17 protein-coding genes are annotated in these 15,451 nt (G+C 58.3%); 7 read left to right on the forward strand and 10 right to left on the reverse strand.

Annotated elements, in window-relative coordinates:
* The first annotated feature begins 362 nt into the window (after positions 1–362).
* Positions 363–641 carry a DUF3077 domain-containing protein gene (locus tag AC1DVE_RS14735; protein ID WP_015093561.1) on the forward strand — a complete coding sequence of 93 codons (279 nt, stop codon included), beginning with the start codon at positions 363–365 and terminating at the stop codon, positions 639–641.
* 91 nt (positions 642–732) lie between these two features.
* Here AC1DVE_RS14735 and AC1DVE_RS14740 read toward each other — a convergent pair whose 3' ends face one another.
* From AC1DVE_RS14740 to cyoA, 7 genes are all read right to left on the reverse strand, one after another.
* Positions 733–2,244 (reverse strand): Fic family protein, encoded by a 1,512-nt coding sequence (locus AC1DVE_RS14740; protein ID WP_223532690.1) that lies wholly within the window; start codon positions 2,242–2,244, stop codon positions 733–735.
* A 78-nt stretch (positions 2,245–2,322) separates the two neighbouring features.
* Positions 2,323–2,514: a hypothetical protein gene (locus tag AC1DVE_RS14745; RefSeq protein ID WP_223459107.1), complete on the reverse strand. Its 192-nt coding sequence runs from the start codon at positions 2,512–2,514 to the stop codon at positions 2,323–2,325.
* A gap of 222 nt (positions 2,515–2,736) precedes the next feature.
* On the reverse strand, positions 2,737–3,624 hold the full coding sequence (gene cyoE / locus AC1DVE_RS14750; RefSeq protein WP_223459108.1) for a heme o synthase: 888 nt from the start codon (positions 3,622–3,624) through the stop codon (positions 2,737–2,739).
* A gap of 11 nt (positions 3,625–3,635) precedes the next feature.
* Entirely contained in the window at positions 3,636–3,983 is a 348-nt protein-coding gene (cyoD, locus tag AC1DVE_RS14755; RefSeq protein ID WP_223459110.1) for a cytochrome o ubiquinol oxidase subunit IV, read from the reverse strand.
* Entirely contained in the window at positions 3,984–4,610 is a 627-nt protein-coding gene (locus tag AC1DVE_RS14760; RefSeq protein WP_477784010.1) for a cytochrome o ubiquinol oxidase subunit III, read from the reverse strand. It lies immediately after the preceding gene.
* A 3-nt stretch (positions 4,611–4,613) separates the two neighbouring features.
* The gene (cyoB, locus tag AC1DVE_RS14765) at positions 4,614–6,644 is read right to left on the reverse strand and encodes a cytochrome o ubiquinol oxidase subunit I (RefSeq protein ID WP_223459111.1); all 2,031 of its coding nucleotides are present in this window, start codon (positions 6,642–6,644) and stop codon (positions 4,614–4,616) included.
* Between the two features lie 3 nt (positions 6,645–6,647).
* Entirely contained in the window at positions 6,648–7,592 is a 945-nt protein-coding gene (gene cyoA / locus AC1DVE_RS14770; RefSeq protein ID WP_223459113.1) for a ubiquinol oxidase subunit II, read from the reverse strand.
* Positions 7,593–7,619: 27 nt separating this feature from the next.
* On the opposite strand from cyoA, the gene AC1DVE_RS14775 reads away from it, so the two are divergent.
* Entirely contained in the window at positions 7,620–7,880 is a 261-nt protein-coding gene (locus AC1DVE_RS14775; RefSeq protein WP_223459115.1) for a hypothetical protein, read from the forward strand.
* 551 nt (positions 7,881–8,431) lie between these two features.
* On the opposite strand, the gene AC1DVE_RS14780 is transcribed toward AC1DVE_RS14775, so the two are convergent.
* On the reverse strand, positions 8,432–8,941 hold the full coding sequence (locus AC1DVE_RS14780; protein ID WP_223459117.1) for a disulfide bond formation protein B: 510 nt from the start codon (positions 8,939–8,941) through the stop codon (positions 8,432–8,434).
* A gap of 303 nt (positions 8,942–9,244) precedes the next feature.
* On the reverse strand, positions 9,245–10,426 hold the full coding sequence (hmpA, locus tag AC1DVE_RS14785; protein WP_223459119.1) for an NO-inducible flavohemoprotein: 1,182 nt from the start codon (positions 10,424–10,426) through the stop codon (positions 9,245–9,247).
* A 156-nt stretch (positions 10,427–10,582) separates the two neighbouring features.
* Between hmpA and norR the strand changes: the two genes are divergently transcribed.
* The 5 genes from norR (at position 10,583) to AC1DVE_RS14810 (ending at position 15,080) form a co-directional block, all read left to right on the forward strand.
* Positions 10,583–12,133 carry a nitric oxide reductase transcriptional regulator NorR gene (gene norR / locus AC1DVE_RS14790; protein ID WP_223459121.1) on the forward strand — a complete coding sequence of 517 codons (1,551 nt, stop codon included), beginning with the start codon at positions 10,583–10,585 and terminating at the stop codon, positions 12,131–12,133.
* Between the two features lie 223 nt (positions 12,134–12,356).
* Positions 12,357–13,259 carry a chemotaxis protein CheV gene (locus AC1DVE_RS14795; protein WP_223532662.1) on the forward strand — a complete coding sequence of 301 codons (903 nt, stop codon included), beginning with the start codon at positions 12,357–12,359 and terminating at the stop codon, positions 13,257–13,259.
* A complete protein-coding gene (locus AC1DVE_RS14800; protein WP_223459125.1) occupies positions 13,260–13,745 on the forward strand; it encodes a GNAT family N-acetyltransferase in 486 nt (161 codons plus the stop codon).
* Positions 13,746–13,920: 175 nt separating this feature from the next.
* Positions 13,921–14,247 (forward strand): hypothetical protein, encoded by a 327-nt coding sequence (locus tag AC1DVE_RS14805; protein ID WP_223459126.1) that lies wholly within the window; start codon positions 13,921–13,923, stop codon positions 14,245–14,247.
* Positions 14,248–14,330: 83 nt separating this feature from the next.
* Positions 14,331–15,080 (forward strand): YkgJ family cysteine cluster protein, encoded by a 750-nt coding sequence (locus AC1DVE_RS14810; protein WP_223459128.1) that lies wholly within the window; start codon positions 14,331–14,333, stop codon positions 15,078–15,080.
* A gap of 69 nt (positions 15,081–15,149) precedes the next feature.
* On the opposite strand, the gene AC1DVE_RS14815 is transcribed toward AC1DVE_RS14810, so the two are convergent.
* Positions 15,150–15,407 carry a hypothetical protein gene (locus AC1DVE_RS14815; RefSeq protein ID WP_223459130.1) on the reverse strand — a complete coding sequence of 86 codons (258 nt, stop codon included), beginning with the start codon at positions 15,405–15,407 and terminating at the stop codon, positions 15,150–15,152.
* Between the last annotated feature and the right edge of the window lie 44 nt (positions 15,408–15,451).

Raw genomic sequence — 15,451 nt, forward strand, 5'->3', positions numbered from 1 at the left:
ACCAGATCGCTACGATTGCCGACCTCATCCTTGCCGGCTAACTTCGCCCGGTCGCTGCCAATTCAGCGACCGGGCCTGATAACCCGGGTAAGATACGGGCGCACAAGCGCCATCAATCACGATTGCCGGCGCTTTTTTGTGTCTACACACTCGTGCAATGGCGGCTGTGCGTGGGAGACCTTCGGGTCTGCCGGTTTCCTGTATCTCCGGTTTATCAGCCCACGCATAGCTGCCACCCTTCGCCTGATAACGAACGTGGTAGCTCTCAACTTGATATGGGAGTTTTACTCATGAACGCTATTGATCCGTCTGCTACACCAGTCATACCCCTCCACCTCCAGCCCAGTAAGAGGTGAAGCCCAATGACCAATCCCCAAGACCTCAAAACCATCGGCCTCACCCCGTTCTCCTACCACGCCAACGAACCACTGTTCCGCATCAATGCCGGTGTCCCGGTGATCGAAGCCCTCTACCACGCCTCCGACCTGCTCCACCTCGCAAAACTGCTCGCCTCAGACGCCGCCATGGTTCGCGATTCCGACCGACATGCCTGGGCCTCGCATTTTTTGCAGGACATGAGCAAGGCAATCATCGATGACGTGGTGAAAGTGCTCGACGCACCGTGTAACAACCGCGCCTAAATGAAAAAGCCCCGCGTTTCTAGAGAAACGTGGGGCTTTGAATGTTCGTGTCGTGCCCTGAATCATACTTACTAGTGCAGCACTCTAGTCGCTACTCGACAGCAATTTCAGTTTGTTGTTTTTCCTCTTCCTGCGCCCTAAGCAAGGCTTGCGTAACCTGCTCGATGTAGTCAAATACTTCTTCCTGAACCGAGTACTTGAATTGCTTACGGCGGTGCTTCGACACCATGCCATTTTGCGCTAGGCACATCATCGCCAGGTTGGACAAGTCACTGCCCCTGACGTCGTAGCGCTCATCGACTGCCTTGACGATCTTGTCGTAGTTTTCGAGAAAAACAGTCTCCTCACGCAACTCAACTTCAAGCGCTCGCTTGGCCATTTCCAGAGTGAACCGCACACCTGGCGTAGCATCCCAGAAACGATAGATTGCCGGATGCCCCGTGAAGTTGAACGACAAGTTTCCTTGATCAATCCATCGGACGTCCCAGAACTCACGCGCAGGACGAGAGAACTCCTGCAAGGTTTCCAGATACAGACGCTCTTCTCGCTTCATTGCAACCGATACGGGGAGCAGAAAGCCGTTTTCCAAAGCACCTGCACGGCACAGTGTCTGATGGATGAGAAAGCGAGAAAGTCGACCATTTCCATCCATGAAAGGGTGTAGGAAGACGAAACCGAATGAAATGACTCCGGCGGCAACTAGTGGGTCAATGTGCTTTGTCGCTTCATTTCCCAAAGCCATAAGCTGATCCATCAGCTCCCGACACAGATCAGGTGCAGGCGGAACAAACGTTACACCCGCAGCACCTTGCAGACCATTTGCCAAGTGGTTCTGCTCATGGCGGAACGCAGCAGCCATATCATAGGGATTGGAAATCGTCGCATTCTGGAGGGTCACCAAGTAATCCTCGCTCAATGGAATGCGTTCATGCGCCTGTCTGAGCAATTGAATAAAACGTCTGGATTTTTCCTCGCTCGGCGAATCCTTCTCGATGGCAAACGAGTCCCGGGTTTCATTCAGGTAGGCCCAGTTGATCGCTCGATCCATCATTCCTGATGGCAGGTTCTGAATGAATTGCTGGGCGCGCGCAAGAATATCGTGCTCTAGCAGAGCAGTGATTTGAGGTGTCCGTTCAACTGTCGCGCAGTAAGCCAAAGTGCCAATACCGTTGAACTCCACACGCCAGCGAGAGTTGCGCTCCCCTGGCATCGTCAAATACTGTTTCGGGTCGAATAAAGGGATGAAGCTACCCTTTACTGGAGAGTGCTGAGTCAAGCCTTCGCCAGTGAACGCTTCGTAAAGGAAACAAGCCTTGCGGATGTAGATCCCGTTCGGAGCTTTTTGCAATTCGGCCTCAAGTGCTTGTGCCGGAATCTGAGGCAACGCTTGGGCTAGAATGGTGAGGTTGATGCCTTCATGCTTCAAGGCGAAGAGCACATGCCCCAACAGATCGTCTGAAGCAGGGGCAATCCCAGGTGGAACTGCCAATGTGTCACCGATTCGCTCAAGACGTGTAACGGGCTGCACCTTGGCGGGCTGGCGCAAAGGAAAGGCTGAAAGCTGCAGCGTGTCTTGCAGGCATGCGTACCCAGCTGAACTCATCGCGCAGATCCTCCTTTTGATCAGGCCGGACATTTTTTCTTTAGTCGGCCAATAAAATCTTAATATTCCAAGATTATCTCAATTTTTTCTTAAGTCGCAGTTTAAATGCTTGTCGCCTGGAAGCGCATGCGCCTGGAGTTCTTGCGTACCCATATCAGCGATTTGCAAGTCTTCCACCGCATTGCGGCCCTTCATAAACATGGCTTCGCGTTGAACTCTCATTTCTTCAACGCCCTGTATCAACTCGTCAAACAGGTTCCGTTCTCTCATTCATCCCTCCTCTAATGTCATCGAAGACGTATACGTCGCCGATGTTGTCTGCCCTACTGATCTATTAATGGGTGGATAGAGACCCTACCCGAGCAATGCAGGTGCCGGCGTTAGGACATTTCCCAAATGCCATACTCCGTTTTCCGAAATGACTAAAATCCCCCCAACAAAAAGCCCCGCTCTTCTCTCGAAGGCGGGGCTTTTCGATTCAGCATCCGACGCTTAAGGCGCGTACGTCAGCAGCAACTCGCTCGGCACTTTGAAGTCCAGGGACATCATCACGCTCAACGCGGTAATGGTGAAGATCGAGAACACGAACAGCTTGCGTGCCCAGACCGTGTCATCCACTGCCTTGTAGCCGGTCCAGGCCATGTACAGCCAGTACATGCCCATGGCCGCGGCGACGGCGAGGTAGCTCATGCCGGCGTAGCCGCTGAAGGTCAGCATCAAGGTCGCCACGAGGAAGGCCAGGATGTAGATCAGGATGTGCTTCTTGGCCACCTGGATGCCGCGCTTCACTGGCAGCACCGGAATCGATGCGGCCAGGTAATCGTTGAAGCGGAAGATCGCGATGGCGTAGGAATGCGGCATCTGCCACAGGCTGAACATCACCAGCAGGGTCAGCGCGGCCATGTCGAAGGTGTTGCTGACTGCGACGTAGCCAATCACCGGCGGCATGGCGCCCGACAGACTGCCCACCAGCGTGCCGTGAACCGACTTGCGCTTGAGGTACAGGCTGTAGAAGCCGACGTAGATCACGAAGCCGATCACCGCGAACAACGCGGCCAACGGGTTGGCCACCTTGTACAACAGGGCAACGCCGGCGACACCCAGGACGGTCGCATAGATCAGGGCCAGTTTCAGGGAGATCAAGCCCTGGACCAGCACCCGGTTCTTGGTGCGTTCCATCTTCAGGTCGATGTCGCGGTCGATGCAGTTGTTGAACACGCAACCGGAGGCAACCACCAGGGACGTGCCGATCATGGCGGCCAGGAAGATGGCCAGATCGACATGCCCTTTGGAGGCCAGGAAAAATCCGCCTGCCACAGAAAGCACGTTACCGAAAATGATCCCCGGTTTGGTGATTTGGATAAAGTGCTTGAGGGACATGCGGACTTACCTCACTTCGCCATCATGAACGTGTGGATGCTGAACATGATCCACAGCGACAGGCCAACCAGCAGGACGATCACGATCGCGGCGAAAACAAACGCAATCACGTTGTTACGCTGCGCGGCCGAACGGTCCAGGTGCAGGAAGTACACCAGGTGCACCAGCACCTGGATGACTGCGAACGCGACGACGATCATCAGAGTGATCGACTTCGGCAGCGTCGGGTACATCACCAGACCGAACGGAATCAGGGTCAGGATCACTGACAGGATGAAACCGATGCCGTAGGACTTGACGCTGCCGTGACCGGCGTCGTGGCTGTCATGGCCATTTTGGGAATGAGCTGCGTTAGCCATTTACATAGTCCCCATCAGATAAACAACGGTGAATACGCAGATCCACACGACGTCCAGGAAGTGCCAGAACAGGCTCAGGCAGCTCAGACGGGTCTTGTTGGTCGCCGTCAGGCCGTTTTTCTGCACCTGATACATCATGATCGCCATCCAGATCAGACCGCTGGTCACGTGCAGACCGTGGGTGCCGACCAGGGTGAAGAACCCGGACAGGAAGCCGCTGCGGCTAGGGCCGTAGCCTTCGGAGATCAGCATGTGGAACTCGTTGATCTCCATGCCGATGAAGCCGGCACCGAACAGGAAGGTCAGGGCCAGCCAGCCCAGGACCTGCTTCTTGTTGCCACGGAAGAACGCCAGCATGGCGAAGCCGTAGGTGATCGAACTGAGCAGCAGCAGAGCGGTTTCGCCCAGTACGTATGGCAGTTCGAAGATGTCGTGGCCCGACGGGCCACCCGCTACGTTGTTAACCAGTACCGCGTACGCCGCGAAGATCGACGCAAACAGAATGCAGTCGGTCATCAGGTAGAGCCAGAAACCGAATACGGTCATCTCGCCCGAGTCGTGGTGATGGTCATCATGCCCATGTCCATCGACATGGGTGTGTCCAGCATTGGTCACTAAGTTCGACATGGTTTAAGCCTGTTCCAACGAGGTTTCAACACGGGTGGCGGTGGCCGGGATTTTCCCTGCCGCTACCAGACGCTTGTGCTGCTCGGCTTCGATGCGCTCGATCACGTCGACCGGCACCATATAGCCTTGATCATCACGGGCCGCGTGGATCACGAAGTAGATCACGGTGCCGGCCAGGCCAGCGATTGCCAGCCACCAGATGTGCCAGATCATCGCGAAACCGAACACGGTCAACAGAGCACCCATGACCACACCGGTCGCGGTGTTGTTTGGCATGTGGATCGGTTCGTACCTGGCCGGAGCCTTGTATGCGGTACCGTTTTCCTTGGCTTCGCTGAACGGGTCGACGCCATCGGCTTTCGGCAGTACAGCGAAGTTGTAGAACGGTGGTGGCGACGAGGTCGACCATTCCAGAGTGTGTGCATTCCACGGGTCACCGTGTTCGCACATGTTCTCTGGCTTGTTGCGGTCACGCACGCTGACGTACAGCTGGATCAACTGGCAGGCGATACCTACGGCGATCATCACCGCACCGAACATGGCAACGTACAGGTACGGCACCCACTCTGGGTTGGTGGTGGCGTTCAGACGACGGGTCATGCCCATGAAGCCCAGTACGTAGAGCGGCATGAACGCGACGAAGAAGCCGGTGATCCAGAACCAGAATGCGGCCTTGCCCCAACCTTCGTGCAGCTTGAAGCCGAACGCTTTAGGGAAGTAGAAGCCGAAACCGGCGATGTAGCCAAATACCGCGCCGCCGATGATCACGTTATGGAAGTGCGCGATTACGAACAGGCTGTTGTGCAGAACGAAGTCGGCACCCGGGATGGCCAGCAGTACGCCGGTCATGCCGCCGATGGCGAAGGTCACCATGAAGCCCAGGGTCCACATCACCTGGCTGGTGAAGCGCAGACGGCCCTGGTAGATGGTGAACAGCCAGTTGAACAGCTTCACACCCGTCGGGACGGAAATCAGCATCGTCGCCAGACCGAAGAAGGCGTTGACGCTGGCACCCGAACCCATGGTGAAGAAGTGGTGCAGCCAAACCATGAAGCCCAGGATCGAGATCGCGCCCGATGCGTAGACCATCGAGTGGTGGCCGAACAGTTTCTTGCCGGTGAAGGTCGAGATGACTTCGGAGAAGATACCGAACGCTGGCAGGATCAGGATGTACACCTCAGGGTGACCCCAGGCCCAGAACAGGTTCACGTACATCATCGGATTGCCACCAAGTTCATTGGTGAAAATGTGGAAATCCATGTAACGGTCAAGCGTCAGCAGTGCCAGGGTAGCGGTCAGGATCGGGAACGAAGCCACGATCAGGACGTTGGCCCAGGTGCAGGTCCAGGTGAAGATCGGCATGTCCATCAGCTTCATGCCAGGGGTACGCATTTTCAGCACGGTGGCCAGGAAGTTGACCCCCGTCAGCGTCGTACCCAGGCCGGATAGCTGTAGCGCCCAGATGTAGTAATCCATCCCCACGCCAGGGCTGTATTGCAGGCCCGACAGCGGCGGATAGGCAACCCAGCCGGTCTTGGCGAATTCGCCGACACCCAGGGACAGGTTGATCAGCACCACACCGGAAACCAGCAGCCAGAAGCTCAGGGAGTTCAGGAACGGGTAGGCAACGTCACGCGCGCCGATCTGCAGCGGCACTGCAAGGTTCATCAGGCCGGTGAAGAATGGCATCGCCATGAAGATGATCATGATCACACCGTGGGCGGTGAAGATCTGGTCATAGTGTTCAGGTGGCAGGTAGCCAGGCGAACCCTCGGTGGCCATGGCCAGCTGGGTACGCATCATGATGGCGTCGGCAAAGCCGCGCAGCAGCATGACCATGGCGACGACGATGTACATCACGCCGATTTTCTTGTGGTCGACCGATGTCAGCCACTCGGTCCACAGGTAGGTCCACTTCTTGAAGTAGGTGATTGCAGCGAACAGCGCCAGACCACCGAGCGCGATCATGGAGATGGTTATCATCACGATCGGTTCGTGGAACGGGATCGCTTCCCAACTTAATTTACCAAACATCGTTTACTCCTCTGCCCCGGCAGCTGAATGCGCGTTCATGTCCATTCCTTGCGTAGCGGCCACTTCTTTCTCTTCTTTCTCGTGCTTCACTTTCGGACCCGGTTTCATGCCTTCGTACTTGTCGACGATGGTCTGGAACAGGTTCGGCGTCACCGAGGAGTAGAGCTCGACTGGGTTGTTCTGGCTCTGCTTGGCAAGGGCTGCGTATTCAACTTGTTCAAGCTGTTTAGGTGCCTTTTTGACTTCACTTACCCAGGCGTCGAAATCTTCCTGGGAAGTGGCGATCGCCTTGAATTTCATACCGGTGAAACCCGCGCCGCTGTAGTTGGCGGAGATACCGTCCATCTCAGCGTTCTCGTTGGCGATCAGGTGCAGCTTGGTCTGCATGCCCGCCATCGCGTAGATCTGGCCACCCAGCGCAGGGATGAAGAACGAGTTCATCACGGCGTCGGAAGTGATCTTGAAGTTGATCGGGGTGTGCGCCGGGAACACGATCTTGTTGACCGTGGCGATGCCTTGTTCCGGGTAGATGAACAGCCACTTCCAGTCCAGCGCGACCACTTCGATGGTCACCGGCTTAACGTCGGATTCCAGCGGCTTGTACGGGTCAAGGGCGTGGGTCGACTTGTAGGTGACGTAACCCAGGGCAATGATGATCAGCACCGGAACAGCCCACACCGCGATCTCGATCTTGGTGGAGTGGTTCCATTTCGGGGTGTAGGTGGCGTTGGTGTTGGACGCGCGGTATTTCCAGGCGAACAGGAAGGTCATGACGATGACCGGCACCACGACCAACAGCATCAGCAGCGTTGCGGTGATGATCAGGTTTCGCTCGTCCAGACCAACCTGGCCCTTGGGATTGAGCAAGGTCATGTTGCAGCCTGACAGCAACAACGTGCCGATCAGCGGCAATAAGCCTAGTAGTCTGGGGTACCTGTTTTTACTCATCTCACGACCTCTAAAGCAGCTTGCGCAATGCAGTTGGGTTTTGATCGCCAACACTTCACCCTGCCAAGGGTTGGCATTTTTCTTGGATTGAATAAGGGCATGCCCGTCGTGCGTCAGACGCTGTACGACAAATCCCTGGCCTGCGGTGAGTTCTTATTCGAATTCGTGGTCAAAGGCCTTGTTACAGACCAATTCCATTTGGTGCGGGTAGTTGGAGACTCCGACACCTGGGCATCGCATGAAGCCACCAGACCTCTCGACACCCTGTTTCTGCTCACGTCTGGTTAAGATTTGAGCAGTGCCGGGGATTCAGTGCGGGCGATTGTAGATATGTAACGTTGTATAAACCATGTCTCATCCCGAAATAATTTTTATCCGAACCGGCAACAATCATTAACCGTTTTCGCAAAAGTGGCGCATCTTATCGAAATTAATTCTCAACAAAAACACCACAATAAGTAGGTCTTCCACCCACAGTTCAGACAGTATCGGGCCCCTCCTCACCGCCCTTCACCTTGCCCGAAGCCCGATATGACGGGGGCTTCGGCCATTCGCCAGCCCCTGTTAAAACTGCCTGCTCGCGTTTGGAATGGAAAAAACCGCAAGCCTGCAAAACAGCCCAATTTCGTTACGTTTCCATGTACCAATCCGGCTTCCTCGAACGCCCTGCGACACTGACTCTGTGACAACATGTCGCACATGTGTCGCACCCTTGATTGCCGCCCGTCACGGTCTTTTTACCCGGCCTCTGAAATGTGCTCTGCACGACAAAAAAAGCCCCGACCCTCTCTTCGAGGACCGGGGCTTTTTTGTCCGACAATGCGCGGCGGCAGATGGCCTCAGCGCAGCGCTTTGCGGTTACGCGAGGTCAGCAACGGCACCAGCACCACGATCAGCACGAAGGCGACCAGCGCCCACTGCGCCAGCGACAGACCGAGGATCGGCGGGTATGGCGTGGAGCAGAAACCGTCGACCTGGAAACCCAGCGGGAAGATCTTCGCCAGCGGCAAGTCATCGACGATCGGTTGCAGCACATCGATGCCACAGCTGACCGCCGGATAGAACTGCGTATAGACGTGATGCCCGGCAACGCCGACGCCTGCCAGTGCGCAGATCACTACCAGGGTTTCGAACACCGTGATGCTGCGACGGCTGCGCATGGCTGCGCCGATGAAGGCGAAGATCGCGATCAGCAGCAACGCATAACGCTGCAGGATGCACAGCGGGCAAGGGGCCTCGCCCAGAACAATTTGCATGTACAGCGCCCCGCCGATCAGCGCCAGGCAAATGATGCCCAACAACACCAGGTAGCGCCGTTCACGCCCCAACCGCATGGATTCTTCGCTCATCGCGTTTCCCTTGAAAATTTCGATTGCCCGCCAGTCTACACGCTGGCCCGGACCTTTGAGAGTCTGGAGCATGTGAGGGGGATTCGGGGGGAATAGACGATAAGGCGGTTAAGGAGGGATTAACTTTCTGGCTTTTTTCAGTTCAGGACCGAGGTGTGGCATTCGCCGGAGCGCCGCCCGGAGCAAGCCCGCTCCCACACTGGATCTCCAGCGAACACATATTCTGTGAACGACAAAGCTCAAATGTGGGAGCGGGCTTGCTCGCGAAGCAGGCGACTCGGTTTCCCGAGCCGCCGCAACCGCTTACTCCAGCGTCGCAGCCGGCCCGAAGAACTCGTAACGGCTTTGCTTCTCCGGCACACCCAGGGCTTTAAGGTGACGCTTGATCGCGGCCATGAAACCTTTCGGCCCCAGGAAGTAAACATCCAGGTCACGCTGCTCCGGCAGCCATGCATTCAACTGCTGCTGGCTCAACAAGCCGATCTTGTGCGCCGCCGGGCTCACGCCGTCATCTTCGGCGTAGCAGTAGAAGCGCTTGAGCTGCGGGTGACGCTCGGCCAGGCCGTCGATCCAGTCGCGGAAGGCGTGGACGCTGCCGTTGCGCGCGCAGTGGATGAAATGCACCGGCCGCTGAGTCTCCAGCGCCGCTTCGAGCATCGCCAGGGTCGGGGTAATGCCGACGCCGCCGCTGATCAGCACCAGTGGCTTGTCGCTGGCGGTCAGGGTGAACTCGCCCGATGGCGGGAACAACTGGATGCTTGCGCCGACATGCAACTGGTCATGCAGGTAGTTGGAAGCGCGGCCACCGGCTTCACGCTTGACGCTGATACGGTACTGGCCTTTGTTCGCCAGCGCCGACAGCGAGTAGTTACGACGGATCTCTTCACCGTCGAGGATCAGTTTCATGCCGATGTACTGGCCGGGTTCTGCCTCAAGGATCGGGCCTTTGTCCGCAGGTTCGAAGTAGAACGAAGTGATCTCGGCGCTCTCCTCGACCTTGTCCAGCACGATGAATTCCCGCGCCCCGCGCCAGCCGCCCGGTGCCTGTTCCTTCTGGTCGTAGATGCTGGTTTCAGCACCGATCAGGATGTCCGCCAGTTGCCCGTAGGCCGCGCCCCAGGCCGCGATCACTTCCGGGGTGGCGATCTCTTCGCCCAATACTTCGGCGATGGCCCGCAGCAGGCAGCTGCCGACAATCGGGTAGTGCTCTGGCAGAATCTGCAGGGCCACGTGCTTGTTGATGATCTTGGCCACCAGGTCGCCCAACTGGTCCAGCTGGTCGATATGGCGCGCATACATCAATACGCCGTTGGCCAGGGCACGCGGCTGATCACCACTGGCCTGGTGGGCCTGGTTGAACAGCGGGCGGACTTCCGGGTATTCGGAGAGCATCATGCGGTAGAAGTGCGTGATCAGCGCCTCACCACCGCTTTCGAGCAGCGGCACGGTGGATTTGACGATGGCACGGTCTTGAGCGCTCAGCATAAGGTGACTCCTGGTCTTCTTGGGTTGCTAACGGATTACCCTATGCTTATCAGCTTCCGTGCCAACTATTTAATCGTTATAAATCAATTAGTTAAAAACTTAATAGTCATTTAGACACCCCTTGATTTATAGTCATACCGACTACACGGAGTCACTATGACTGCAAAATCCCTGCTCACCGCCCTGCTGCCCCTGGTCTCCGACCTGTCCCGCGAACTGCCCGAGGGTGAGCGTTATCGCCGCCTGCTGGAAGCCATGCGCGCCCTGCTCCCGTGCGACGCCGCCGCCCTGCTGCGTCTTGATGGTGAATGGCTGGTGCCGCTGGCCGTCGACGGCTTGAGTACCGACACCCTCGGTCGGCGCTTCAAGGTCAGCGAGCATCCACGTTTCGAAGCACTGCTCAGCGGCCCCGGCCCAACCCGTTTCGCTGCCGACAGCGACTTGCCTGACCCCTATGACGGCCTGGTCGATGGCCTGGATGATCATCTGGAAGTCCACGACTGCATGGGTTGCCCATTGTTCATCGACGAGCGTCCCTGGGGTCTGCTGACCCTCGATGCCCTCGACCCGGAGCGCTTCGAACCGATCGAACTGGATGCCCTGCAAGCCTTCGCCAGCCTCGCAGCTGCCACGGTCAACGCGGCCGAACGCATCGAGCGCTTGAACAACCGGGTCGAAGATGAGCATCAACGCGCCGAGGTCTACCGCCAGGCCAGCGGCCAGCAGAATCGCGAGATGATTGGCCAGAGCAAGGCCCACAAGCGTCTGGTCGAAGAAATCAGCCTGGTGGGCGGCAGCGACCTGACCGTGTTGATCACTGGCGAAACCGGGGTCGGCAAGGAGTTGGTGGCCCAGGCCATCCATGCCGCCTCGCCCCGCGCCGACAAACCGATCATCAGCCTCAACTGCGCCGCGCTGCCCGACACATTGGTGGAAAGCGAGTTGTTCGGCCATGTCCGCGGCGCCTTTACCGGGGCGATGAACGACCGCCGTGGCAAGTTCGAGCTGGCCAATGGCGGCACGCTGTTTCTCGATGAAGTCGGTGAGTTGTCGCTGACCGTGCAGGCCAAGTTGCTGCGGGTGTTGCAGAGCGGTCAACTGCAGCGACTGGGTTCGGACAAGGAGCATCAGGTCGACGTGCGCCTGATCGCGGCGACCAACCGCGACCTCGCCGAAGAAGTGCGCAGCGGCCGTTACCGCGCCGACTTCTACCATCGCCTCAGCGTTTATCCGCTGCTGGTGCCGGCCCTGCGCGATCGCGGGCGTGATGTGCTACTGCTCAGCGGTTACTTCCTGGAGCAGAACCGCTCGCGCATGGGCCTCAACAGCCTGCGCCTGAACAGCGACGCCCAGGCTGCGCTGTTGGCCTACGACTGGCCCGGCAACGTGCGCGAGCTTGAACATCTGATCGGCCGCAGCGCCTTGAAGGCCTTGGGCAATTGCAAGGAACGGCCGAAGATCCTCAGTTTGAGCGCAGCCGACCTGGACTTGCCCAATGCCAGCGTTGAAGCCGCTGCCGAGCAACCCGTCGCCGCCATCACTCAAGCGGTCACCGGCGACTTGCGCGAGGCCACCGAGCGTTATCAGCGTCAATTGATCGGTGCCTGCCTGGAGCGGCACAACAACAATTGGGCAAGCGCGGCCCGTGAGCTGGGCCTGGATCGGGCGAACCTGGGGCGGATGGCCAAGCGGCTCGGCATGAAGTGATGACCCAATCGCGAGCAATCTCCCACAGTGGATTTCAGTGGACACAACATTTGTGTTCACCTCGGCCACCTGTGGGAGCGAGCTTGCTCCGGGCGGCGTTCCGACGATGGCGTTCTACCACTCACTGAATTACTAAAGCCTGCCCCCGACAAGTCGATAACCCGGCATCGAAGTCATTGGCGATCCCGGGATTGCCCGTCACCTTTTTCCAGAGAAGGTTCATATGTCCTCCACCAAAGCCCGCGCAGACTCACTTTCGCTTTTGCTGTTTACCTTGCGCAGCGGCAAGCTGATGGCGATCAACCTGCTCAAGGTCAGTGAAATCATTCCCTGCCCACCGCTGACCAGGCTGCCGGAGTCGCACCCCCACGTCAAAGGCATTGCCACCCTGCGCGGTGCCTCGCTGTCGGTGATCGACCTTAGCCGTGCCATTGGCGAGCGTCCGCTGGAAGACCCCAACGGCGGCTGTCTGATTGTCACCGACGTCAGCCGCTCCAAGCAGGGCCTGCACGTGCAGGCGGTGAGCAGGATCGTCCATTGCCTGACCACCGACATCCGCCCGCCGCCCTTTGGCTCCGGTGGTTTGCGCGCCTACATCACCGGCGTGACGTCGGTCGATGGCACCCTGGTGCAAGTGCTGGACATCGAAAAAGTCATCCATGGCATCGCCCCGGCACAAATCGAAATGGCGCCGACCGAACTGAGCATGGAAGACGCCGAACTGCTCGGCAACGCGCGCATCCTGGTGGTCGACGACAGCCAGGTCGCCTTGCAGCAATCCGTGCACACCCTGCGTAACCTTGGCCTGCAATGCCGTACCGCCCGCAGCGCCAAGGAAGCCATCGACTGCCTGCTGGATCTGCAAGGCACCGCGCAGCAGATCAACCTGATCGTCTCGGACATCGAAATGTCGGAGATGGACGGCTACGCCTTCACCCGCACCCTGCGGGAAACCCCGGATTTCGCGCATCTTTATGTACTGCTGCACACCTCGCTGGACAGTGCGATGAACGCCGAGAAAGCACGACTGGCGGGGGCGAACGCGGTGCTGACCAAATTCTCTTCGCCGGAATTGACCCAGTGCCTGATCACCGCGGCCAAGGCTGTCGCCGAACAGGGTTATTGAATGTTGACAGAAGAATTCTGCTGGCTGATGCGGCGCGACCTCTCTGTCGTCGCGCCGTCCCCCGAATGGCCAGCCGGCCTGCAATTGAGTGAGTACCGTCCCGAACTGGGTGCCGCCGTACACCGGTTGATGGAGTTCGGTTATCTCGACGGCGGTGGTCGCGTAGCCGCGCTGGAGATGTGGCAACGGCAGTTCGAAACCGATCCGGAACATGACCCGGCCCTGTGCTTGATTGCCCTGGATGCCGGAGAAGTGGTGGGCGTTTGCCAGTGCTGGACCAGTGCCTATATCAAGAACCTGGTGGTGCACCCGCGGTTTCAGGGCCGAGGGTTGGGGCGTGCATTGTTGTTGCAGGCATTCAAGATGTTCCAGCAGCGGCGTGAGGGTTTCGTGGACCTGAAGGTACGTGAAGACAACCTTCGCGCGCGGCGCTTGTATGAAAGCGTCGGGATGCGCGCGGTCCGCCGGGAGCCGGTTCCACTCTGACATGCCGCCTTCGCTGGCAAGCCAGCTCCTGCAAAGGTTCGAGGGTGTACGCAGATTCTGCGCCCGACACACACAACTGTGGGAGCGGGCTTGCCCGCGAAGAGGCCAGCAAAGTCACTATCAACCTTTCAGGCATACTCCTGCCTTGGCCACTCAGCCCAAGGAAGCCTGAACCATGAAAGCTGCGCCCCTGATTCTCCTCTGCCTCACCGCCCTCGCCACCCAAGCCCATGCCTCCAGCCCTGACGCCTGGGCCACCTACGACAAAGCCGTACTTGCCAGTTGCACCAAGGCCAGCGGCCTGAAGGACAGCAAACCGGTCGGCACCGCCGCGCAGTTCGATGACCGGGTCGGTTACACCGCGCTCCTGCTCCAGGGCCAGTACCCGCAAAAGCACATGAAAGGCGCACAAGGCACCGAACTGTGCCTGTACAACAAAAAGAGCAAAACCGCGTACGTCACCGAATGGGACTCCATCCGCCCGGCTGGCAAGGAAAACTGAGTGGCGCATAATTTGCTTCGATAGCGGCTTTTGCGGCGGCATTCTGTCGCCGTTTCATGCACTGTGATGCGAACGAACGCTCGATGAATACAACGTTTTCCTGTGTAGGCTGCGGCAAATGCTGCAACGACCACAATGTGCCCCTGACCCTGGGCGAAGCCCGGATGTGGGCAGCCGACGGTGGTCAGGTGATCGTGCTGGTGGAAGCGTTTCTGGGCAATGGCCTGGGTCTGCCGGAGCAACAACGGGAACACGCCGAACGCCGTTCGGCGGCGGTGCGCAGCGGCGAATCCGAGACGTACGTGGCCATTACCTTCGCCGCCTACAATGTCGGCCCCTGCCGAAATCTTGACGAAGACAGCCTCTGCCGCATCTACGAACGCCGGCCGCTGGTGTGCCGCATCTATCCGATGGAAATCAATCCGCACATTGAGCTGAACACCGCCGCCAAGGAGTGCCCGCCAGAGTCATGGGAAACAGGGCCGGAGCTGATCGTCGGCGGCAATCTGGTCGATCAGGAGCTGGTGCAACTGATCCAGCGCTCACGCGAGGCGGATCGTGACGATATTCAGATGAAGGATGCAATTTGCGCATTGCTGGGCATCCGCACGACAGCCCTGAAGGGTGATGGGTTTACTGCTTATCTGCCGGATATGGCGGAATTTGCCGCGATCATCGACGACCTGGCGGGACAAACCTTGCCTGAGTGGGGCAGCGAATGGCTGTTTCATGTGTCCGGCGATGACATTGCCGGGCAAGTGCTGGCGGCTGGCGCACAGGTGGTAACGGATGCGCCGGCGAACTATGCGTTCATTTCGTTGCGGGCGGTTTGATCAGGACATTGTATCGCCTTGAATGGCTTGCCCGCGATGACGGCGGCACGGTCATCGCAAAGTCCGGATTTAGCGCTTGCCCATCGACCGACGAGTCCCCGGCGGAGCCATGCCCGGCGTCTTGGTGTGGCCATTCTTGGCGCCGTTCTTGTACCACGGCTGGTTGGAGCCCTTGGCGGCCGCCAGATCACCCGGCTTGAACGGGAACTTGAACGCCGGGATCTCGGCTTTGGTTTCGCTGTCGGCGCTGGAGTCGACGCTGTCTGGCAGCTCTGCCTGAACGTCGCTCAGGGCGTCGGCGATCGGCGGTTGTTTCGGGGAAGTCATGAAAGCTCCGGGTGGTGCATGAAATGTCGGGCCCGGTGAGTGGG

It is taken from the genome of Pseudomonas sp. P4_B4, from assembly GCF_056402255.1.